Below are 20,219 nucleotides of genomic sequence, written 5' to 3'. Positions count from 1 at the left end.
AAAGACCAATACCAAATTCGAACCGATCAATACCCAAGGACCAGGATGCTCGATCTACGCAGGTTGCGTTACTTCTTGACCGTTGCCGAGGAACTGCATTTTGGCCGCGCAGCACTGCGCCTGCACCTTGCCCAACCGCCCCTGACCCGGCAGATTTCGGCCCTGGAAGTCGAACTGGGGTTTCGCCTTTTCGACCGCACCAGCCGCAGCGTATCGCTCACGCCTCAAGGCCGCGCCTTCCTGCCTTACGCCCGCTCCGTGCTGGAGCAAGTCGACCTGGCCAAAGTCATCGCCGACAAATTGGCGGCCGGTACTGCCGGTCAGCTTGTCCTGGGTTATGCCAGCTCGATTGCCCTGTCGGATATTTTCAGCCGGGCCATTCGGTCCTTCGCCCAGCGTTTTCCGGAGGTTCAACTGACGTTGGTGGAAAGCGCTTCAGGCGCCCTGGTGGCGCAGATCGTCGACGGGCGCATCGATATCGGCATGAGCCGTCTGCCACCGTCCGACGGGCAAACCGAGGTCCAGTCACTGTCCCTGGGCGAGGAGCAACTGGTGGCCGCCCTCTCCAGTGACGACCCGCTGGCCGATCAATCCCAAGTGACCCTGGCGCAACTCAGTGCGCATCCGTTGATACGCTATCCGACCGATTACGGCTCGGGGCTCAACACAATTATCGAGCAGCTCTACCGACGCCATGGCCTGCCCTTGCGGCCCGGGCTGGCCGGGCGGCAGATCACCTCGATCATCGCCCTGGTGGCTGCCGGCCTGGGCGTCGCACTGGTGCCCCACTGCACCCAAACCCTGGCGAAAAAAGGCGTGACCTATCGGCCCCTGACCGATCCCGACGCCTGTGCGCCTCTGCTGGTACTCACTCGCGCGCAAGGACGCAGCCTGCTGGTCGAGGCGTTCATGGGGGTGATCGACGAGCTTCGACAGGCTCAGGAGTCCGGCTGATCAGGCCGCATGAGCCTCAACCCACTTATCCTGACAATGCTGGAAAGTGGCCCCCTCATCGGCGGGGGTGCCGGGCTCGACCCTCACCGGACCGTAATTGACGTGTATGTATGCCGAAAACCATGCGCGCATCGCGATATCGGAAGCGCCTGGCACGGGGTCGCTGCCTTTTTTCTCCCAATTGGCGATGGTCTGCACGTCGACACGAAAAAGCGCCGCGGCTTCCTCCTGGACCAGATCCTGCTCCTTCCTGAGAAATCGAAACTGATGCCCTGTCATGGGCTTTTTCTGCCGAAGGATATCAAGTGCAATTGCACGATGCAGGCCTTCGACATCCTCGATTTTCACACCTTGGCCATAGGACGACTCGACAATCGTGTAGCCGTTTTTCAGATAGATACCTTCCAGGCCGCTGCCTGTGTATTCAAACATCACTCACCTCCCATACGGTGACGGCGATGATCTCGCCGGGATCAAGAACCGGCTTCACCGCTGCGACCACACACACGATGTCTCGCGGAGGCAGCTCGCACATCTTGAATTCGAAGCTTTTGTGTTCAGCACTGTACGTGGGGCCTTTAATGATGACCCCACGTTGCAAGCACCTCAGCGCCTCCACCATCGTGACCCCGCGCTCCTTCAGCCGCTGCAGGAAATGATGAGTCAGGATGACGCGGTAAGAGTCCTGCGCAAGCCTGTGAACAAGACTTTCGAGCTCTCTCGGTGACCACAACGGTAGATTATCGCTCATACGAACCTATAATATTTATAGGCTGCGCAATGGTAGAGTGCAACCTTTGTTTGTCAACGTGTGTGTGAAAATACCGCCAGGACACTGACTGACCTTTGCCGCGGAGCTCGGCGTCAGCCGAGGTGGCAGGTCTGCGATGTGATTGAAATCATAGACACGGGAAGAACTTTCGCGAGCGCTTAAGTGTTTCTGTTGGTCTCTGGAAAATTGACCATTTTTTCTGCCACGCTCATTCTGAAAACTTGAGTGAATGAACTTGCCAGAGACACACCGATGAAAGATCTTTTTAATTTGAAAGATGTTTCCTAAAAGATCTCAGCCCGGAGAGTGTCAGATTTTTTGTGTGCAGGCTGGTAATGGCCTGCCGTTAGGCAGGCCTTTTTTCACCAGGTCGGCCTTCACCGCCATCCTCATACACGAAGATCTATCTGCAACCTGCCTGAAGAGCACCGCTTACACAGCCCCCGGCGCCAAGCGCCCAACATTGCCTCCGGACCGATTCCAAATCGCTACCATCCTAATGAAAAGAAATGTACGGTAATCGCCACCGTACGAATCTCCTCCAGCACACCAAGGATCGGTCAGCCCATGAAACTCGCCTACCTGGCGCTTGCCGCCTGTTTGATTTTCCAACCCGCTTTCGCCAGGTCCGATACGGATCGTCAAGCCTTCACCCCAGACGAGTCGCAATTGCTCGAGCACGGCTCGTATATCAATAAAGACGGAAACACCGTACACAGTCCCGCTCACACCAAATCAGACCGAGCCCCCGAGGGCGCCACGGCCAAGTGCCGCGACAAGACTTACAGTTTCAGCCAGCATCGGCGTGGAACCTGCTCACGGCACGGCGGTGTGATGGCTTGGTTGTAGAGAGCGTCCAAAAGACGAAGCGCTTATTCGCAACCCTTCAGGAGCCCGACAATGACGAAACCCTTTGGCATCACCCTCGCCTTCACATTGCTCCTCGCGCTATCGAATACAGCCGCGGCTGAAACAGCTCATGAATCAGCACGCAGTTTCGTTGCCCAATCCCATGCCGGCGACGATCTCGCCGCCATCGCACTATCGGCCGCCAAGCACACACAAACCTACGGGACGCTCGTTGCGAAGCTGGGGGCTGTCGGGGCAGACACAGCCGTGTCGAGCGAAATCACTGCGCTACTCCCGCAGTACCAGCCGAAATGGGACCAGAACCTTGCCGCCGCCTATGAGAAGTCTTTCTCCTCAGAAGAGCTATCGTCGCTGGCGTCTAAAGGTCGAGACTCAAAATACGCCGGTAAAGTGATAGAGCGACAATCGGCAATCGGAAAAGACATGCAGTCCAGCTCAGGCCCGATTCTGATTTCCCTGATAACCGAAGCACTTGAGGCATGCCTTTCCAAAAACGGCTTGTAAACAAGGGCTGCGAACCACCAGCGGCACATCGACAAGGTCGATGGCCATCACAAAATTTCATAACCTTTGAGCTATCCTCGGCGCCCAGGACTCGATCTACGCCAAAGGAATGAAGATGACATTGACTGCCGAACGTTTGCTCAGCCTGGCCATGGCCAACCCGGTAAACGCTGAAATCGCCACACGCCTGCCCTCCCTCAGCTTGAGTCAATGCATGCTTACGGCGGGCTGCCTGTTCCAGGCCGTCTGGAATCAGCGTTCGGACCAGCCCGCCGAATGGGGCGTCAAGGATTACGACGTTTTCTACGTCGACAATGACCTCTCCTGGGAAGCCGAAAACGAGGTTATCCAGGCCACTCAACAGCTCTTCCAGGACCTTGGCGTCAACATCGATATCAAGAACCAGGCACGCGTCCATCTTTGGTATGCCCAACGGTTCGGCAGAACCTATGCTCGGCTGGAGTCGGCCAAAGAAGGTATTGATCGTTACCTTATTGCCGGCACCTGCATCGGACTGGATGTTGCCACGGGTGAAGTCTATGCACCCTACGGCCTGACCGATATCGAACAAGGCCTGCTTCGGATCAATCCGGCACATCCCGAACCCGATTTGTTCGAGCAGAAAGCGAAAAGTTATCAGGCTCGCTGGCCTTGGCTGAAGGTCGTGGGAACCAACCGTTCCTAAAAACCGTATCACGTTGCAAAGATGCTCAAAGTAACTGGGCCGTCAGGCGGTCAAAATAAAGAGCGGCAGCGCTTGCGCGAGCGCATTGTGTAAAAGCCGTTCTATTTCTTAAATGCTTGGTTGCACATTTTTATCTGGAGCCTAATGTCAGAGCCGATCATTTCTGACAATAATTCACCTGTTTTGCCAATAAGTGGTCTCTCCTGCTCCCAGGATTCCCCTAGCCCCGCTCACTGCCTTCGGACAAGGACCGTCGCCACCATGCCTTCGATCTACCAACTCAAGCCCCGCTTCCAGAACCTGTTGCGTCCAGTGGTCCAACGCCTCTTCGACAATGGCACCAGCGCCAACCAAGTCACCTTGAGCGCCGCTGTAATTTCCCTGCTGGTAGGCGCCGTAGTCGCCACCTTCGCCGGGCACGCCTGGGTGTTCGTGATCATCCCCATTTGGATGATCCTGCGCATGGCCCTGAACGCCATCGACGGCATGCTCGCAAGGGAGTTCGGCCAGCAATCGAAGCTCGGCGCCTACTTGAACGAACTCTGCGACATCGTCGCCGACAGCGCACTGATCCTGCCGTTTGCCTTGTTGCCCGAAGTCAGCCTGTTGGCGGTGCTGCTGGTGACCCTGCTGGCCCTGTTCAGCGAATACGCCGGTGTATTGGGGCCGATGATCGGTGCCTCACGACGCTACGACGGCCCCATGGGCAAGAGTGATCGTGCATTCATCCTCGGCGTGATCGCCACCGGCGTGGCCTTCGGCCTGATCAATGCCCAATGGATAAATGGGTTGTTTGTACTGATGGCCGCACTCTTGCTGGTCACGCTGGTCAATCGGGTACGACAAGGCTTGAAAGAAGCCGCAACAACAGCCGAACAACCAACTGCATAACTTCTATCTCAAAACCTTGCCTCAAGTCCCCCTCTCCAAGATCCGGCCAAAGGACATTGCAATGCGCGACGAACAAACCCAGACCTTCAGCACCCATGATGGCGTCGAACTGTTTTATCGCCACTGGCCGGCCACAACCCCTGCCGCCGGCGAGCCGCGCAAGGCCATCCTGCTGTTCCACCGGGGGCATGAGCATTCCGGGCGCATTGCCCACCTGGTGGATGAACTCGACCTGCCGGACTTCGACTTCTTCGCCTGGGACGCCCGTGGCCACGGCCAGTCGCCGGGCGCGCGGGGTGACAGCCCGAGCTTCGCCACCAGCGTGCGGGATGTGCAGACCTTCTGCGATCACCTCGGCGCCACCTTCGCTATCGCCGAAGAAAATATCGCGGTCATCGCCCAGAGCGTCGGCGCGGTGATCGTCGCCACCTGGGTTCACGACTACGCGCCAAAGATCCGCGCCCTGGTGCTCGCCTCCCCGGCCTTCAAGGTCAAGCTCTACGTACCTTTCGCCCGTCCAGGCCTGGCCCTGATGCGACGCTTTCGCGGCAACTTTTTCGTCAACAGCTACGTCAAGGCCAAGTTTCTCAGCCACGACCCGGAACGCATTGCCTCCTATGACAGCGATCCGCTGATCACCAAGGCCATTTCGGTAAACGTCCTGCTCGGGCTCTACGAGGCCGCCGACCGCGTGGTCGCCGATGCCAATGCGATCCAGGTACCGACCCAGTTGCTGATTTCCGGCGCGGACTTCGTGGTCCATCGCAAACCCCAGGAACAATTCTTCCAGCGCCTGGGCAGCCTGAAAAAAGAACGGCACGTACTCCCCGGTTTCTTCCACGACACCCTCGGCGAACGCGACCGGCACCTGGCCGTCAGCCGCGCCAAGCGCTTTATCCAACAGAATTTCCTCTCGCCGGTTAACCGCCCGGCCCTGCTCGACGCTGATCGCATCGGCGAGACCTGCGCCGAATCCGAGTCGCTGGCAGCACCCTTGCCGCACAACTCGCCGCGCGATCTCTACTGGCGCCTGACCCGCGCCAGCATGGGCCTGGGCAGCAAGCTGTCGGCCGGGGTCAAGCTCGGCTTCGACACCGGTTTCGACTCCGGCAGCACCCTGGACTACGTCTACCGCAACACCCCCACCGGACATACCGCGCTGGGCCGGATGATCGACCAGAACTACCTGAACTCCATCGGCTGGCGCGGTATCCGCCAACGCAAACTGCATGTCGAGGAGCTGCTGCGCCTGGCCATGGCCCAGCTGCGCGAGCAAGGCCGCGAAGTCCGGATCGTGGATATCGCCGCCGGCCACGGGCGCTATATCCTCGAAGCCCTGCACGGGGTGACGCCACTGCCGGAATCGATCCTGCTGCGCGACTACAGCGATATCAACGTGCGTGACGGCAGCGCGCTGATCGTCGAAAAAGGCCTGGGAGAGATCGCCCGATTCGTCAAGGGCGACGCCTTTGACCGCGCCGACCTCGCCGCGCTGGACCCCAAGCCGAGCCTAGCGGTGGTGTCGGGCCTGTACGAACTGTTCGCCGACAACACCCTGGTCGGCAACTCCCTAGCCGGCTTGGCCGAGGCCTGTGAACCGGGCGCTTATCTGGTCTACACCGGGCAACCCTGGCACCCGCAGCTGGAACTGATCGCCCGCGCCCTGACCAGTCATCGCCAAGGCCAGGCCTGGGTCATGCGCCGTCGTAGCCAGGCGGAAATGGACCAGTTGGTGGAAGCCGCCGGGTTTCGCAAGATCACTCAACGGGTCGATGAATGGGGGATCTTCAGCGTGTCCCTGGCACAACGCGTGCGAGCATGAACAGCACGCCCCGGGAAGCCGGCCTGCTGAAGCGCGCCGTGCTCTGGCTGGTCCTGCTGGCGCCATTGTTCTTCGCCAGCTATGGCTTTGCCACCTGGTACACCGCCCGGCGCAGCGATGTCGGCAGCTACGTGTTCGGCTGGGAAAGCCATATGCCGTTCTGGGCCTGGACCATCGTGCCCTACTGGTCCATCGACCTGCTTTACGGTTTGTCGCTGCTGCTACCCAGAAGCAAGCGCGAGCTCGATCGGCACGCCCTGCGCCTGCTGACGGCCCAGGTAATCGCGGTCTCCTGCTTCCTGCTTTGGCCGCTGACCTTCACCTTCCCCCGGCCACCGCTGGACGGCGTGTTCGGCTGGCTGTTCGCGGTACTGGCGGGCTTCGACAAACCCTTCAACCAGGCGCCTTCGCTGCATATCGCGTTGCTGGTAATTCTGTGGGTCATGTACCGCCGGCATTTCACCGGTGCCGGGCGCTGGCCGGTGCACGGCTGGTTCGCGCTGATCGGTGTATCGGTACTGACCACCTATCAACACCACTTTATCGACCTGCCCACCGGCGCCTTGGCCGGCTGGTTATGCGTCTGGCTGTGGCCGGATGATCGCGCCAACCCATTGGCCGCCGCGCGCCTGTCAGGCGATGGCAAACGCCTCGCCCTGGCTGTTCGCTACGGGCTGGGGTCGACGCTGTTGGCCATTGCCGGCTTCGGCTTCGCCGGTGTCGCGTTATGGTTGCTCTGGCCGGCGCTGGCCCTGGCGCTGGTAGCGCTCAATTACGCGGTGTTCGGTGCCCAGGGCTTCCAGAAACGCGCCGACGGCAGCTTGAGCCCGGCCGCACGCTGGCTGTTTGCGCCTTACCGGGCAGGCGCCTGGATCAATTCGCGGCTCTGGACAAAATCCCATCCACAACCCGATCAGGTTGTAGATGACGTTTGGCTCGGGCGACTACCAAGCCGACACGAACTTCAGGCCGGCCCATTCGCGGCCATCGTCGACCTGTGTACCGAACTGCCCTTGGCCCCCCGGGGCCGGGCCTATAGCAGCATCCCCGTACTGGACTTGATTGCACCGTCAGCGGAGCAATGTCGCGAAGCCGCCCTGAGCATTGATGAACTGCGCCAGAACGGGCCGCTGCTGGTCTGCTGCGCCCTGGGTTATTCACGCAGCGCCACGGCGCTCGCCGCCTGGTTGCTGCACAGCGGCCGAGCGACGACGATCGATGCAGCCCTGGAGCTGATACGTGCCGCACGTCCCGGCGTGGTCCTGCATCCGCGGCATCGCCAGGTGCTGGAAGCCATGCTTCAGCTCGTGCCTGGCGAAGCCGTCGCCCAGTCGAGGATCGCCGATGCCCGCTAGCCTGCAACTGCATGTGGTCGCCAGCCTGCTACGGCGCGGCCGCCTGCTCGACCAACTCTCCATGGGGCTGACCGTACTGGGTGTTCTGCTGGGTCTGGCACCCTTGCTCTTCAACACCATCAGCCTGTGGTGCCTGGTGGTCAGTGCCTGGCTGGTACTGTCGGGCCTGTTGCAAAAATACTGGGCCTTCCGTGTCGCTTTCGACGCCGATCTGTTCCAACTGATGGCGCAGGATCCCAGCAACCTGAGCGACCGCACCGAGGCGCTGGACCAGGCATTGCAAGACCTCGGCCTGCAACCGCGACAATCCGCAAACCGCCCCTGGGCCGAGCGCAGCCATGGCGCACTCGGCCTGCTCAAGCGCCAGGCGTTGCTGGTGCTGGTACAAATTTCCCTGCCACTGATCGTCATTCTGGCCAGCCCCTGGCTGCCCTTCGCCGGATAAGGAATCGTCATGTTCGAACCCGTGGTTGCCACCCTCATCACCTCCGGCGCCCGCCTGATCACCGGTGCCCGCAGCCTGTGGATCGGCTGCGGGCCCAATCCGGAACAGCGCATCTACTTCGCCAACCACAGCAGCCACGGTGACTTCGTGCTGCTCTGGGCCTCGCTGCCACCGGCACTGCGCAAACTCACCCGGCCGGTCGCCGGCGCCGACTACTGGAATAAAAGCGCCCTGCGCCGCTACATCATCAAGCGGGTCTTCAACGGTGTGCTGATCGACCGCGAACGCAAGGAGCCCGGGGACAACCCGCTGCAGCCGATGCTCGACGCGCTGGAGCAAGGCCACTCGCTGATCATCTTCCCCGAAGGCACCCGCAACCAGGAGGACGGTCTGCTGCCGTTCAAGAGCGGGATCTTCCACCTGACCCGGAGCTACCCACAGGCGCAGTTGATTCCGGTATGGATCGCCAACCTCAACCGAGTGATGCCCAAGGGCCGAGTATTGCCCCTGCCGCTGCTGTGCACCACCAGTTTCGGCGCACCGCTGCGACTCGAAGACGACGAAAGCAAAGAACACTTCCTGCAACGCAGCCGCAACGCGCTGCTGGCCCTGGCACCGGAGCAACACTGAAATGGATAGGCAGACCCTGATGTTGTTCGCCGGGATCGGCATGATCCTGGTGCTGGCTTCGCTGATCGGCTTTGTCCTCAAGTGGCGCACCCGGGGCACGCCGAACGCGGTTATCGATAACCTCAACGCCCGGATCAACGCCTGGTGGGTGATGGTGCTGGTGATCGGCATCGCCTTCTGGCTGGGTACCGGCGCGGTGATCCTGCTGTTCTATGCGGTGTCCTTCTACGCCCTGCGCGAGTTCCTGACCCTGACACCAACCCGGCGCAGCGACTACCCGGCGCTGGTGGCGGCGTTCTACCTGGCCCTGCCGCTGCAGTACCTGCTGATCTACAGCGACTGGTACGGACTGTTCTCGATCTTCATTCCGGTCTATGTGTTCCTGCTGCTGCCGATCCTCGCTTCGCTGGGCGGTGACAGCACGCACTTTCTGGAACGGGCCTCGAAGGTCCAGTGGGGGCTGATGATCGCGGTGTTCTGCGTGTCGTTCGTGCCGGCGCTGCTGACCCTGGAGATTGCCGGTTATGAAGGCCGCAACCTGCTGCTGATCGCCTACCTGGTGATCGTGGTGCAGTTGTCCGACGTGCTCCAGTACGTCTGCGGCAAGTTGTTCGGCAAACGCAAGATCGCGCCCAACCTGTCGCCGTCGAAAACCGTCGAAGGCTTTGTCGGCGGCATCACACTGGCTTCGTTGATCGGTGGCGCGCTGTTCTGGATTACCCCTTTCAATCCCTGGCAGGCGGCGCTGATCGCGTTGTTGATCAACCTGCTGGGCTTTGCCGGCGGCATCGTCATGTCGGCGATCAAGCGCGACCGTGGGGTCAAGGACTGGGGCCATATGATCGAAGGTCATGGCGGCATGCTCGACCGGCTGGACTCGGTGTGCTTTGCCGCGCCGATCTTCTTTCATCTGGTGCGCTATTGGTGGACGTGAGAGGTGTTACGGCGGGCTCGCCAACGTTTTAGCGTTGGCGGGCTGCACTCCGCTCCCCGCACCGGGTAGTCACCTCAACTACACGGTTCATCCAGCATTACAAGCGAGTCACGGACTTGCCCACCGCCGAGCGGGCCAGACACATCATCCGGTCTTCGGCGACAATGCTTCAGGCATCAACCACCGAGATGAAGATCAGGATGTCGTTCATGACGGCTCACTCTTTTATCTCATGTCTCATCGTCGCCACAACCAGATCCTCTGCAAGATCCAGGTTTACACCGTCGGGATTTTTCAAACCCTCACGACTGTACCATTCTTGATTGGCCTCCGGATGTGGACCGACAAGACTGACTGTACCTTTCCCAAAGTTATATATGGCGGCTGCGGCATCTTTATTCGGATATCGGGCAATAACGAGTGCACTCCCGCCTTCTGAATCGGTCGGAAGAACGGGGCCATCCTGGTAATACATCTCACGTTTCTGCCCCCGCCAGCGGCACTGATCGCGCTGCTGGTGTTTGCCGATGGCATTGTCATGTCGGCGATCAAGGGCGACCGTTGGGTTAAGGACTGGGGGCCATATGGTCGAAAGCCATGGTGGCATGCTCGACCGGCTGGACTCGGTGTGCTTCGTCGCACCGACCTTTTTTCATCTGGTGCGCTACTGGTGGACGTGAGGGGGGAGTATGACAGGCCCACCAACAAATGCCATGCCAAACAGACTATAGATCATGTTCCAATCTGCGCCTATGTGCTCACACTCCATAGGAATGCAAATCCACGATCGAAGCCTGGATGTTGTGTACGCAGATTGCGTTTGCGAGTCGCTGGCAAACTTTATCACCAAGAAAACGTTTACAAAATATTTTTAGCATATTAAGCTTTTTCGAAGTGAGAAGAGGGTCTTCTCATCAAGGGAGCTGCATCTCAGTGAAGGGAATGACATGTCATATGCTAATTACCGCCGTTCAGAACGCCTAGAATTCTGACACCCCCCTACTTGTTTTTATACCCCACATCCATAGCGAGCAATTTGCAGCGCGCGATGTCTCGAGCATGGAAAAGTGATTCAGTTTCAATAACATACGAAAAGTCTCACACCACAAAACGCATCAGTCAATAAAAAATGGAGCGGTAATGATCAATGAACAGTTTCAAGTAAGCGAAGATCAGGTGATAACGTTTCGTAGGCAGGGCTTTCTTTTCCTGAAAGGTTTTTACAACAAAGATATAACCGATTATTTGAAATCAACCATTGGCGAGCGCATCTCTGCGCCTACTGATAAATATCAGAGCGGTTTTAGCCGTTTGGCATTTGACATGTATGACGGCGACCCGATGATTGCCAGCGTTATTCAAGATGATCATTTCAAACATGTCATGAACACGTTGACGGGCAAAACCTTGTTTTTTGCCCAGGCGCTTTCCTTCGAGCTGGAAAAAAATAAAAACAAGGGTTTCCCTTGGCATATCGGCACGCAAAGTTTCGGCTATCACCAAGCGGAAGACTATGGCTGCACAGTCTGGGCGCCCTTGGTAAATATCGATCCCAAAGGACAACGCGGCGGTCTGGCGTATATCCCTAAAGACGCCGTATCAGGTGCATTCATGTATGAACACATCGATCCTTCAATCTTCCAACTGCTGTCGGAACGTATTGAGCGGGGTGAGGAGACCACCATTGATGAGTTCATGCATCTTCGTGATGGTCCTTTGAATGATCCGGCGATTAAAAAGCTGCTGGATCACTTTGCCGTCGAGGACGAATTCGAGGTGGGTGACGCGCTCATTTTCGACAAAAATGTGATTCACCGGAGCATCATGCTGAAAGATGGCCCGATAGACTCGCGCGCAGCGTTCGTCATGCGTTTCTTCTGCGAGACCAGTACCTATGACTATCGGCGCGCTCACGACCTTGAAATTCCTCGCGAGTATTTCAAATACTCTGGTCCGACGCGCTTTCACTTAGAAGTGGCAAAGGAACAAGGCGAACTTCTTGTTAACAGCCCGTTCTTTAAAGGCCAAGAGTACCGTTCGCTAAAAACCTCGAAAACAAGCTGATTCATCACAAGGGCTTACGCTCTTTTTTATACGTGGAGATAGACAGTGGAAGAATATCTTTTTTACGTGACGATATCATGCTTGACGATCGCCAGTCCGGGTCCTGGAGTGTTACTGACATTAACAAACTCACTCACCTATGGATTGAAGAATGCTTTGCCTGGAATTCTTGGAGTAGCCCTCGGCATGGGGGGGATCTCCATCATTGCGGCAAGCAGTGTCGGAGCGATTATTTCCAGCTCCGCCTGGATGATGAACATCGTCAAACTACTGGGGGCTGCTTATCTGATCTACCTGGGATTGAAGCTGCTGCGATCCAAGCCGAAACTTCAAAACACCCTCAATGAAATAACACACTCTGAATCCCTCCCCAGTGTGACAGCCCGATTCAGGCAGGGGTTTTTCGTTTCGATGCTCAATCCCAAGCCAATTGTTTTTTTCATGGCTCTTTTTCCGCAATTCATAAAAGCAGAGCAACCGTTCGCACCTCAATTCACCTTACTGGCATCCACATTTTGCGCACTGGTATTCTTGATTCACTTCGCCTATGGATATATCACCACCTCAGCCCGGCAAAAAATATCTCTTGGCAGAGGCTTTTTGATCATCAATAGAGTTGGCGGCATTGTGTTTATCTGCTTCTCAGCCGCACTGATTCTCTCCATAAACGTTAACTTAATGATCAACAGCGTGTAAAATACTCGGCCCTGCCCGCTCCAAAATATAAAACTCCGAATCCATCCAGGCGACTTTTTATTTCGCAACACAGGCAATTTCATCAGAAGAATACATGCTTTATAACGCCTGGTTACGGCAGCCACTGAGTGCCAGGTTTTTCTGTATCTTTCAGGCGGATGGTTGTACCACAAAAATCAGCAAACGACCGTTATGGGTAGACGCTGTTGAAAAATCGGACTGTCAGCTTTCCTGAACTCAGGCCCAACCACCGTCTGTCCAGCCATTTTTTCAAGATATAACATCCAGAATCTGGACATTTTGATTATTTTTAGATATTTTGTCCCCCCCCAAGAGAGGCTGCTCAGAACAATAAGCAGCGCCGTATCGACGTACTTCTGACTTCTGCCACCCTGATTGGAGTGCTGTAATGTCAACACCTTCATCCGCTGCAAACACAGGTTCACCACTGATCTACTCGCTGACCTTCCAGTTATTCATTGGGTTGCTGCTTGGCACCTTCATAGGAATTATCTGGCCGCATTTCGCCGCACAGCTCAATCCGCTGGCCAGTGCTTTTGTCAAACTGATTAAAATGGTCGCAGGCCTAATCGTATTTCTTACCGTAGCCAGCGGGCTTTCTCAGATCAGGAAAGGCGCAGGTCTTGGGCGGCTGAGCGTCGTTACACTGATATATTTTGAGGTTATCAGCACCATAGCGCTGGTGTTGGGATTGCTGCTGGGTAACGTTTTTAAACCGGGCGCAGGTCTATCGATCCCGGCAGATGGTGCTGCAACCGTGGCATCGTTTGCTCAAGCCGGCCAGGCGTTGTCTACAGTCGACTTTTTGCTTAATGTCATTCCCAAAACTGTGCTTGATGCGCTGGCGGGTGGAGCGATGTTGCAGATCCTGCTGGTCGCGCTGCTGTTTGGTTATGCATTATTTGCACTGGGTGAACGTGCCGAACCCCTGGCAGAAAATCTCCGTTTGTGGACTGAAGTCAGCTTCAAGGTGGTCAGTGTTATTCTGCGTTTTGCACCTATCGGTGTCTTTGCCGCGGTAGCATTTACGATAGGAAAATTCGGACTTGCGGCACTACTGCCACTGATCAAGATGATCGGTCTGGTGTATCTGGGGTGTACGTTGATGATTCTGCTGGTGTTCGCCAGTATTGCGCGGCTCACCGGATTCAGCCTGTGGAGGTTCATCAAGCTTATCCACAAGGAACTGATTATCGCCTTTACAACAACCTCATCGGAAGCGGCGCTACCGGGTTTAATGACCAAACTCCAGGAAGCGGGTTGCAGCAAGAACGTTACCGGATTTGTAGTGCCCGCCGGATATTCATTCAACCTGGACGGGTCATCCATTTATCTCACAGTGGCGGCTCTGTTCATTGCTCAGGCAGCTGGACTTGATCTGGGCTGGTCTGAGCAGTTGTCGTTATTGTTGGTATTTCTGCTGACCTCCAAGGGGGTTGCTGGCGTGAGCGGAGGAGCCTTCGTAACACTGGCCGCTTCCCTGACGATGTTCCCAGACATCCCATTAGCTGGCCTTGCCCTGATTCTGGGTGTCGACCGCTTGATGGACACTATGCGCACACTCACCAACGTTCTAGGTAACGGGGTCGCGACCATGGCTATCGCCCGATGGATGGGGCAACGCAACGGCGATGACCAGGCGCACGCCGCGCGGACAGAGTCAGGTCTAATGTTTCAGTCGACGTCAGATTCCATCCCAACGTCCAATCCGGTCGCCTGAATAGTTATCTGAACCTATCCATTCATCACCGGCATGAGCTTGCACCATGAGCGCAAAAAACGACGAGTCCATCAATATCCTCAAGCAACTGGGGCAGATTGCACAGGGGCTGGGTGAAACATTCGCGCCTTTTTGCGAAGTGGTGGTACATGACCTGCAAGACCCCAGTCACGCCATTCATACGATTCACAACAACCTTTCGGGGCGCCAGGTAGGCGATCCGGCAACGGAGCTCGGCCTGGCTCGCATTGCTGATGCGCATTATCCGCAAGTGATCGCCAACTATGCCAACCGCTTTCCTGATGGTCGGCAGGCCAAGAGCACCTCAATAGGGATCAAGGACTCGAACGGCCGGTATGTCGCGGCACTGTGCATGAACCTGGACTTGAGTCTGTTCCAGAGCATGCAAAGCGCGATGGGGCAATTCACCAACGTGGTCAAGAATGGTGTTACGGAAAACCTGGACACCAGCAATGCTGACGCCATTCGCCAGCGTATCGACGAGTTCGCCGCGCGTCAGGCTACGACACCACGCGCACTGAAGGCCGAAGACAAACGTTTGCTGCTTCGCGAACTGAAGGACACCGGTTATCTGGAAGTACGCAAGTCAATGGAGGTCATCGCCCAGCATTTGGGCGTGTCCCGCGCGGCGGCCTATAGCTACGTGAAATAACCCTGGCCGGTCTCGTACCGACAGTAGGCCAGAAAGTTTTTGCCCAAGTGAGGGACTGGTTCTCCTCGACCTGAATAAAGGTATCGCCATGCTTAATCCCGCTATCCAATGCGCCAATAGCAGCTCCATCCGCCCTCCTGCGGGGCACTATTCTCATGTTTGTATCGCCGGTGGATTTGTGATTATTTCTGGTCAATTACCTATCAATTCCGCGGGACAGGCATTGGCAGACCAGAGTTTCGAGGAACAAACTCGGCAGGTCCTGAGCAATCTTGAACATTGTCTAGTCCGGGCAGGCATCGACAAATACAGCCTAGTGCAGGTACGCGTCTATGTTACCGATATTGATCAATGGCCAGCTTTCAATCGGCTCTACGAGCAATGGTTAGGTGATCACCGCCCCGCACGATCCGTTGCGGGAGTGGCTCAATTGCATTTTGGTTCAGCCGTAGAGGTGGAAGCCATGGCACTTGCGGCGACTGCATAAGCGTATTAATTGCACACACGTCTAAAAATTCTCATATCAAAAAGCGAGGCCCCCATGACCACGACGCAGCTGATGCTCTCTACCTATCAAGACGTCCTTGACGCCGCCGAACGTATCCAGGGCCACGCTCATCGCACTCCGGTGCTGACCTCACGTACGCTGAACGGACAACTGGGTGCAGAGGTTTTTTTCAAATGCGAGAACTATCAGCGCATGGGCGCATTCAAGTTCCGCGGCGCGTTCAATGCAGTAGCTCGCTTCAACGAGCGCCAACGCAAGGCCGGGGTCGTGGCATTTTCTTCCGGTAACCACGCCCAAGGCATCGCATTGTCTGCACGTATCCTGGGTATTCCCGCGACCATCGTGATGCCCCATGACGCTCCGGCCTCGAAAATGGCAGCGACACGCGAATACGGAGCCAGTGTGGTGCTCTATGATCGTTACAGCGAGGACCGCGAAGCCATTGGTCGAAACCTGGCTGAGGAGCATGGCTACACCTTGATCCCATCCTATGACCACCCGGATGTCATCGCTGGGCAAGGGACGGCGACCCTGGAGTTACTGCAAGAAACCGGCCCGCTGGACGCGCTATTCGTCTGTCTCGGTGGCGGTGGACTGTTGGCGGGAGCTGCCTTGGCAACCCGCGCACTGTCACCTGACTGTAAACTTTACGGTGTCGAGCCGCAGACGGGGAATGACGGTCAACAGTCGTTTCGCAGGGGCGAAATTGTACATATCGACACACCGGACACCTTGGCAGACGGAGCCCAGACTCAGCATCTGGGGCACTATACATTCCCAATCATTCGCCGCGACGTTGATGACATCCTGACTGTCACGGATGCCCAGTTGATCGAGGGTATGCGTTTTTTTGCCGAGCGCATGAAGATGGTCGTGGAGCCGACCGGATGCTTGGGGTTGGCCGCTGTACGTGAAATGGGCAAGGCGCTGGAAGGTAAACGTGTCGGTGTGATCGTGAGCGGAGGCAATATTGACCTGGATCGGTACGCCCGGTTGCTGGCGTAGCCTTTAACGCTGACGTTGCGAGTCGGTTGCGCCGGTAAGCCGCTCGCGCATTGACTGGCAAGGCTCTGGAAGTGGCGGAACAGAGGGATGACAGGGTTCAAGCAGTGCCGTTTGCACGGCACCGCTCTTCAACTTCAGGCGCGGGTGGAGAACCCGGGCAGATTCAGCTTGCGCTCGGCCAACCAGCCAAACGTCAGGCCTACGGTGGTCCAGAGCACCAGCTGGATGCCCAGGGAGGCCACGCGGAACTTCCACAGCAGGACCGCCGAGAAAGCCTGCGGCACTTCATTGATGGTCGGGAACAGAGCACCGGCAACCGCCATGATCAGAATGTACAACCCCACCGCCAGGATCGAGCCGCTCCAGATGCCGAGGGCCGGGATCAGCTTACGCGCGGCATTGATCGCAATCACCGCCGCAATCACCGACACCAGCAACATCAGGAAGAACAGCTTGGTGCGCTGCGCGATGGTTTCCGGATCGCCAATTGACGGCGGATTGGACGGGTATTTCAGCCCGGGTACCAGAATCAACGTGACGAAGGCCGCCAATGCCAGCAGCGCGGCCAGGCCACGCGGCCCGATCTTGCCGACACGCCCGAGGGAATAGGCAAACACCAGGGCGAAGATCCCGCCCAGGGAAACGCTGTACACCACCACACCGGTGAACAAACCGAACGTGCTCTGCACCTCGCGGCTCACCAGTTCCTCTTCTTCCGGAGCATCACCGTGCATGTGCGCCATGTGCTCTTCGAAGGCAATCGCCTTGTCGATTTGCGGCTCACCAAACACTTTGGCAAAGCCAAAGGCAAGAATGCCGGCGAGCAAGCCCACCAGCATGCCGCGAATCAATAATTGACCGGTCATGTCATGTTCCTTGAATCAGTGGCAGGGGAAACCAAGCAGGTGGCGTCCGTCGTGCACGAATTCGTGGACATACATACCCTTGAACAAAGCCGTCGCGCCCTGCTCCGCACCGACGAAATAAATCGCCAGCATCAACAGCAGGCCGCCAAAAATGGCCCAGGGAAGGATTTCGCCCAACGGAATGGTGGGCAGGGAAACATCGGTCTGCGTAGCAGCGTTATAAGCCATATGAACCTCCAGGGAAGACGCGTCCCAGTACGGATTACGGATTGGAGAAACAGGGTCTGGCTTACGCCTGATAAACAGACGAATACAGTGGCGCGACCGCGCCGGATTTCAACCGGCTTCCTGTTTCTGAACGAGTTGTAAAACGCTCTAGTGAAAAAGCGATAGAACCCCGGCAGTGTACGCACTCCGGCTGACAGCAGCCATAAAAAAGCCGGAGCACGCTGACAGACTCCGGCAGGTACTTCAGGCGCAGGGCTTAGCGCATTACGCCAGTTCTGCACGCAGTTGGCGGGCGGCGCTGACCATATGCACCAGGGCAGCCTCGGTTTCCGGCCAGCCACGGGTTTTCAGACCGCAATCCGGGTTGACCCACAGACGCTCGGCGGGAATACGCTGGGCGGCCTTGCGCAGCAGGTTGGCCATTTCCGAAGCATCCGGAACCCGTGGCGAGTGGATGTCGTAGACGCCCGGCCCGATTTCATTCGGGTAAGCGAAGGCTTCGAACGCCTCCAACAGTTCCATGTCCGAACGCGAGGTTTCAATGGTGATGACGTCGGCATCCATGGCCGCAATGGACTCGATCACATCGTTGAACTCGCTGTAGCACATGTGGGTATGGATCTGGGTTTCGTCACGCACACCGGACGCGCACAGACGGAAGACCTCGGTGGCCCAGTCCAGGTAGTGCTGCCATTGCGCCCGGCGTAGCGGCAGACCTTCGCGGAACGCCGCTTCGTCGATCTGCACGATCTTGATGCCAGCGGTTTCCAGGTCCATCACTTCGTCACGAATGGCCAGGGCCAGTTGACGAGCCTGCACTTCACGGGACACGTCCTCACGGGGGAAGGACCACATCAGCATGGTCACGGGACCGGTCAGCATGCCCTTCATCACTTTGTCGGTAAGGCCTTGGGCGTAGCGGATCCACTCCACGGTCATGGCTTTCGGACGGCTCAGATCGCCGAAGATCACCGCGGGTTTCACGCAACGGGAACCGTAGCTCTGGACCCAGCCAAAGCGGCTGAAGACATAACCCTCGAGTTGCTCGGCGAAGTACTCGACCATGTCGTTACGCTCGGCTTCACCGTGCACCAACACGTCCAGGCCCAGGCGCTCCTGGAACGCGACAGCATGGCGAATCTCGCTCTGCATCGCTTCGGTGTATTCGGCTTCGCTCAACTTGCCTTGCTTGAACGACTGACGCGCCAGGCGGATGGCCGCCGTTTGCGGAAACGAACCGATGGTCGTGGTCGGGAACAGCGGCAGATTCAGGCCGGCGCGCTGCTTCTCGATACGGGTTGCGAACAACGAGTGACGCTGACTGTCCTTGGCGGTGATCGCGGCAACACGAGCCTGCACAGCCGGCTTGTGGATGCGCGGCGAGGCGGCACGGCTGGCTTGAACCGCACGGCTCCTGGCCAGTGCTTGCAGGACTGGAGCCGCTTCGGGTTCGTTGATCGCACGGGCCAGAATCGCAACTTCTTCACACTTCTGCACGGCAAAGGCCAGCCAGCTCTTCAGTTCGGCGTCCAGCTTGTCTTCACGGCCCAGGTCGACCGGACTGTGCAGCAACGAACAGGAAGGCGCGACCCACAGGCGATCGCCCAGGCGCTCATTGGCGTGTTGCAAGACCGCCAGGGCTTTTTCCAGGTCGCAACCCCAGACGTTACGGCCGTTGACCAGGCCCAGCGACAGTACCTTGTAAGCAGGCAGACGATCGAGGATGGTCGGGTATTGCTCAGGGGCACGAACCAGGTCGATGTGCAGGCCGTCGACCGGCAGATTGGCCGCCAGGCCGAGGTTCTCTTCCAGGCCACCGAAGTAGGTGGCAACCAGCTTCTTCAGTGGATCGCGCTGAATCAGGTTATAGGCCCGCTCAAAGGCGTTTTTCCATTCCTGCGGCAGGTCCAGGACCAGGATCGGCTCGTCGATCTGCACCCACTCGACGCCTTGGGCCGCCAGGCGCTGGAAGATCTGACCGTACAGCGGCAACAGGCGATCGAGCAGATCGAGCTTGTCGAAATCACCACCTTTGGCCTTGCCCAGCCACAGGTAGGTCAGCGGACCGATCACCACCGGCTTGACGTTGTGACCCAGTGCCAGTGCCTCTTCGACCTCTTCAAACAGTTGGTCCCAGCCAAGCTGGAACTGCTGGTCGGCGCTGAACTCCGGCACCAGGTAGTGGTAGTTGGTGTCAAACCACTTGGTCATTTCCTGGGCATGGGCACCGCCGCAGCAGCTGTCGCTGACGCCACGGGCCATGCCAAACAGGGTTTGCAGGGAGGTCTTGCCGTCGTGCGGACGGAAACGCTCCGGGATCACACCGAACATCAGCGAGTGGGTCAGCACCTGGTCGTACCAGGCGAAGTCGCCGACCGGCAGCAGCTCGACACCGGCTTTCTTCTGCAGGTCCCAGTGGGCCTTGCGCAGCTCGCTGCCCACGGCACGCAGACCCGCTTCGTTCAGTTCGCCTTTCCAGAAGGCTTCTTGAGCTTTCTTCAGCTCGCGGTCGCGGCCAATGCGCGGAAATCCTAGGGAATGGGCCAGTGCCATGACAAAAAACTCCAATATGTTTG

The 20,219-nt window shown here is 57.6% G+C and carries 22 protein-coding genes, 1 pseudogene and 1 riboswitch; of the genes and pseudogenes, 17 read left to right on the top strand and 6 right to left on the bottom strand.

What is annotated here, in order from left to right; genetic code table 11:
* Positions 1-45 precede the first annotated feature (45 nt).
* Positions 46-954 carry a LysR family transcriptional regulator gene (locus tag M5C01_RS05085; RefSeq protein WP_152737509.1) on the top strand — a complete coding sequence of 303 codons (909 nt, stop codon included), beginning with the start codon at positions 46-48 and terminating at the stop codon, positions 952-954.
* Here M5C01_RS05085 and M5C01_RS05080 read toward each other — a convergent pair whose 3' ends face one another.
* Both M5C01_RS05080 and M5C01_RS05075 read right to left on the bottom strand, forming a co-directional pair.
* Positions 955-1,386, bottom strand: coding sequence for a transcriptional regulator (locus M5C01_RS05080; RefSeq protein WP_152737508.1), 432 nt, complete (start codon positions 1,384-1,386; stop codon positions 955-957).
* Positions 1,379-1,705, bottom strand: coding sequence for a DUF4258 domain-containing protein (locus tag M5C01_RS05075; protein ID WP_152737507.1), 327 nt, complete (start codon positions 1,703-1,705; stop codon positions 1,379-1,381). Before M5C01_RS05075 ends, M5C01_RS05080 begins: the two co-directional genes overlap by 8 nt.
* 588 nt (positions 1,706-2,293) lie before the next feature.
* Between M5C01_RS05075 and M5C01_RS05070 the strand changes: the two genes are divergently transcribed.
* From M5C01_RS05070 to M5C01_RS05030, 9 genes are all read left to right on the top strand, one after another.
* Positions 2,294-2,575 (top strand): DUF3761 domain-containing protein, encoded by a 282-nt coding sequence (locus M5C01_RS05070; RefSeq protein WP_152737506.1) that lies wholly within the window; start codon positions 2,294-2,296, stop codon positions 2,573-2,575.
* 51 nt (positions 2,576-2,626) lie between these two features.
* A complete protein-coding gene (locus M5C01_RS05065; protein ID WP_103498339.1) occupies positions 2,627-3,100 on the top strand; it encodes a hypothetical protein in 474 nt (157 codons plus the stop codon).
* Between the two features lie 115 nt (positions 3,101-3,215).
* Positions 3,216-3,785 carry a nucleotidyltransferase family protein gene (locus tag M5C01_RS05060; protein WP_152737591.1) on the top strand — a complete coding sequence of 190 codons (570 nt, stop codon included), beginning with the start codon at positions 3,216-3,218 and terminating at the stop codon, positions 3,783-3,785.
* Between the two features lie 261 nt (positions 3,786-4,046).
* Complete coding sequence (locus M5C01_RS05055; RefSeq protein ID WP_152737505.1) at positions 4,047-4,676, top strand: CDP-alcohol phosphatidyltransferase family protein; 630 nt, start codon at positions 4,047-4,049, stop codon at positions 4,674-4,676.
* A 61-nt stretch (positions 4,677-4,737) separates the two neighbouring features.
* A complete protein-coding gene (locus tag M5C01_RS05050) occupies positions 4,738-6,498 on the top strand; it encodes a bifunctional alpha/beta hydrolase/class I SAM-dependent methyltransferase (RefSeq protein WP_152737504.1) in 1,761 nt (586 codons plus the stop codon).
* Entirely contained in the window at positions 6,495-7,853 is a 1,359-nt protein-coding gene (locus M5C01_RS05045; protein WP_152737503.1) for a phosphatase PAP2/dual specificity phosphatase family protein, read from the top strand. Before M5C01_RS05050 ends, M5C01_RS05045 begins: the two co-directional genes overlap by 4 nt.
* Positions 7,843-8,298, top strand: coding sequence for a hypothetical protein (locus M5C01_RS05040; protein ID WP_152737502.1), 456 nt, complete (start codon positions 7,843-7,845; stop codon positions 8,296-8,298). Before M5C01_RS05045 ends, M5C01_RS05040 begins: the two co-directional genes overlap by 11 nt.
* 9 nt (positions 8,299-8,307) lie before the next feature.
* Complete coding sequence (locus tag M5C01_RS05035; RefSeq protein WP_152737501.1) at positions 8,308-8,928, top strand: lysophospholipid acyltransferase family protein; 621 nt, start codon at positions 8,308-8,310, stop codon at positions 8,926-8,928.
* A gap of 1 nt (position 8,929) precedes the next feature.
* Positions 8,930-9,862, top strand: coding sequence for a phosphatidate cytidylyltransferase (locus M5C01_RS05030; RefSeq protein ID WP_100942822.1), 933 nt, complete (start codon positions 8,930-8,932; stop codon positions 9,860-9,862).
* Between the two features lie 217 nt (positions 9,863-10,079).
* Here M5C01_RS05030 and M5C01_RS05025 read toward each other — a convergent pair whose 3' ends face one another.
* Positions 10,080-10,337, bottom strand: a complete 258-nt coding sequence (locus M5C01_RS05025; protein WP_177103305.1) for a hypothetical protein — start codon at positions 10,335-10,337, stop codon at positions 10,080-10,082.
* A 21-nt stretch (positions 10,338-10,358) separates the two neighbouring features.
* Here M5C01_RS05025 and M5C01_RS05020 point away from each other — a divergent pair.
* From M5C01_RS05020 to M5C01_RS04990, 7 genes and pseudogenes are all read left to right on the top strand, one after another.
* Positions 10,359-10,542 (top strand): annotated as a pseudogene (locus M5C01_RS05020) (phosphatidate cytidylyltransferase); the annotation flags it as partial.
* A 460-nt stretch (positions 10,543-11,002) separates the two neighbouring features.
* On the top strand, positions 11,003-11,926 hold the full coding sequence (locus M5C01_RS05015) for a hypothetical protein (RefSeq protein WP_152737500.1): 924 nt from the start codon (positions 11,003-11,005) through the stop codon (positions 11,924-11,926).
* A gap of 45 nt (positions 11,927-11,971) precedes the next feature.
* Positions 11,972-12,622, top strand: a complete 651-nt coding sequence (locus M5C01_RS05010) for a LysE family translocator (RefSeq protein ID WP_178129760.1) — start codon at positions 11,972-11,974, stop codon at positions 12,620-12,622.
* Between the two features lie 409 nt (positions 12,623-13,031).
* The gene (locus tag M5C01_RS05005) at positions 13,032-14,363 is read left to right on the top strand and encodes a cation:dicarboxylase symporter family transporter (protein ID WP_152737499.1); all 1,332 of its coding nucleotides are present in this window, start codon (positions 13,032-13,034) and stop codon (positions 14,361-14,363) included.
* Between the two features lie 46 nt (positions 14,364-14,409).
* A complete protein-coding gene (locus M5C01_RS05000; protein WP_152737498.1) occupies positions 14,410-15,036 on the top strand; it encodes a PAS domain-containing protein in 627 nt (208 codons plus the stop codon).
* Positions 15,037-15,124: 88 nt separating this feature from the next.
* Positions 15,125-15,523: a RidA family protein gene (locus M5C01_RS04995; protein WP_152737497.1), complete on the top strand. Its 399-nt coding sequence runs from the start codon at positions 15,125-15,127 to the stop codon at positions 15,521-15,523.
* A gap of 54 nt (positions 15,524-15,577) precedes the next feature.
* Positions 15,578-16,549 carry a threo-3-hydroxy-L-aspartate ammonia-lyase gene (locus M5C01_RS04990; protein ID WP_103499521.1) on the top strand — a complete coding sequence of 324 codons (972 nt, stop codon included), beginning with the start codon at positions 15,578-15,580 and terminating at the stop codon, positions 16,547-16,549.
* A 134-nt stretch (positions 16,550-16,683) separates the two neighbouring features.
* On the opposite strand, the gene M5C01_RS04985 is transcribed toward M5C01_RS04990, so the two are convergent.
* From M5C01_RS04985 to metE, 3 genes are all read right to left on the bottom strand, one after another.
* On the bottom strand, positions 16,684-17,415 hold the full coding sequence (locus M5C01_RS04985; protein WP_103499522.1) for a CbtA family protein: 732 nt from the start codon (positions 17,413-17,415) through the stop codon (positions 16,684-16,686).
* A 15-nt stretch (positions 17,416-17,430) separates the two neighbouring features.
* The gene (locus tag M5C01_RS04980; protein WP_103499523.1) at positions 17,431-17,643 is read right to left on the bottom strand and encodes a CbtB domain-containing protein; all 213 of its coding nucleotides are present in this window, start codon (positions 17,641-17,643) and stop codon (positions 17,431-17,433) included.
* Between the two features lie 33 nt (positions 17,644-17,676).
* A riboswitch (cobalamin riboswitch) is annotated at positions 17,677-17,810 on the bottom strand.
* A gap of 97 nt (positions 17,811-17,907) precedes the next feature.
* Entirely contained in the window at positions 17,908-20,196 is a 2,289-nt protein-coding gene (gene metE, locus M5C01_RS04975) for a 5-methyltetrahydropteroyltriglutamate--homocysteine S-methyltransferase (protein ID WP_152737496.1), read from the bottom strand.
* Positions 20,197-20,219: the final 23 nt, after the last annotated feature.

It is taken from the genome of Pseudomonas sp. MWU12-2319, assembly GCF_023242525.1.
GTDB classification, from domain to species: domain Bacteria; phylum Pseudomonadota; class Gammaproteobacteria; order Pseudomonadales; family Pseudomonadaceae; genus Aquipseudomonas; species Aquipseudomonas gingeri_D.
This window is presented reverse-complemented; position numbering and strand designations above follow the sequence as displayed.

What these genes read in the sequence shown, in the direction of transcription:
- M5C01_RS04990 (WP_103499521.1), top strand. Translation starts at nt 15,578, where the DNA reads ATGACCACGACGCAGCTGATGCTCTCTACCTATCAAGACGTCCTTGAC.
- M5C01_RS04985 (WP_103499522.1), bottom strand. Translation starts at nt 17,415, where the DNA reads ATGACCGGTCAATTATTGATTCGCGGCATGCTGGTGGGCTTGCTCGCC.
- M5C01_RS05015 (WP_152737500.1), top strand. Translation starts at nt 11,003, where the DNA reads ATGATCAATGAACAGTTTCAAGTAAGCGAAGATCAGGTGATAACGTTT.
- M5C01_RS05045 (WP_152737503.1), top strand. Translation starts at nt 6,495, where the DNA reads ATGAACAGCACGCCCCGGGAAGCCGGCCTGCTGAAGCGCGCCGTGCTC.
- M5C01_RS05070 (WP_152737506.1), top strand. Translation starts at nt 2,294, where the DNA reads ATGAAACTCGCCTACCTGGCGCTTGCCGCCTGTTTGATTTTCCAACCC.
- M5C01_RS05065 (WP_103498339.1), top strand. Translation starts at nt 2,627, where the DNA reads ATGACGAAACCCTTTGGCATCACCCTCGCCTTCACATTGCTCCTCGCG.
- M5C01_RS05025 (WP_177103305.1), bottom strand. Translation starts at nt 10,337, where the DNA reads ATGTATTACCAGGATGGCCCCGTTCTTCCGACCGATTCAGAAGGCGGG.
- M5C01_RS05035 (WP_152737501.1), top strand. Translation starts at nt 8,308, where the DNA reads ATGTTCGAACCCGTGGTTGCCACCCTCATCACCTCCGGCGCCCGCCTG.
- M5C01_RS05060 (WP_152737591.1), top strand. Translation starts at nt 3,216, where the DNA reads ATGACATTGACTGCCGAACGTTTGCTCAGCCTGGCCATGGCCAACCCG.
- M5C01_RS05000 (WP_152737498.1), top strand. Translation starts at nt 14,410, where the DNA reads ATGAGCGCAAAAAACGACGAGTCCATCAATATCCTCAAGCAACTGGGG.
- M5C01_RS05085 (WP_152737509.1), top strand. Translation starts at nt 46, where the DNA reads ATGCTCGATCTACGCAGGTTGCGTTACTTCTTGACCGTTGCCGAGGAA.
- M5C01_RS05005 (WP_152737499.1), top strand. Translation starts at nt 13,032, where the DNA reads ATGTCAACACCTTCATCCGCTGCAAACACAGGTTCACCACTGATCTAC.
- M5C01_RS05030 (WP_100942822.1), top strand. Translation starts at nt 8,930, where the DNA reads ATGGATAGGCAGACCCTGATGTTGTTCGCCGGGATCGGCATGATCCTG.
- M5C01_RS04995 (WP_152737497.1), top strand. Translation starts at nt 15,125, where the DNA reads ATGCTTAATCCCGCTATCCAATGCGCCAATAGCAGCTCCATCCGCCCT.
- metE (WP_152737496.1), bottom strand. Translation starts at nt 20,196, where the DNA reads ATGGCACTGGCCCATTCCCTAGGATTTCCGCGCATTGGCCGCGACCGC.
- M5C01_RS05075 (WP_152737507.1), bottom strand. Translation starts at nt 1,705, where the DNA reads ATGAGCGATAATCTACCGTTGTGGTCACCGAGAGAGCTCGAAAGTCTT.
- M5C01_RS04980 (WP_103499523.1), bottom strand. Translation starts at nt 17,643, where the DNA reads ATGGCTTATAACGCTGCTACGCAGACCGATGTTTCCCTGCCCACCATT.
- M5C01_RS05050 (WP_152737504.1), top strand. Translation starts at nt 4,738, where the DNA reads ATGCGCGACGAACAAACCCAGACCTTCAGCACCCATGATGGCGTCGAA.
- M5C01_RS05040 (WP_152737502.1), top strand. Translation starts at nt 7,843, where the DNA reads ATGCCCGCTAGCCTGCAACTGCATGTGGTCGCCAGCCTGCTACGGCGC.
- M5C01_RS05080 (WP_152737508.1), bottom strand. Translation starts at nt 1,386, where the DNA reads ATGTTTGAATACACAGGCAGCGGCCTGGAAGGTATCTATCTGAAAAAC.
- M5C01_RS05055 (WP_152737505.1), top strand. Translation starts at nt 4,047, where the DNA reads ATGCCTTCGATCTACCAACTCAAGCCCCGCTTCCAGAACCTGTTGCGT.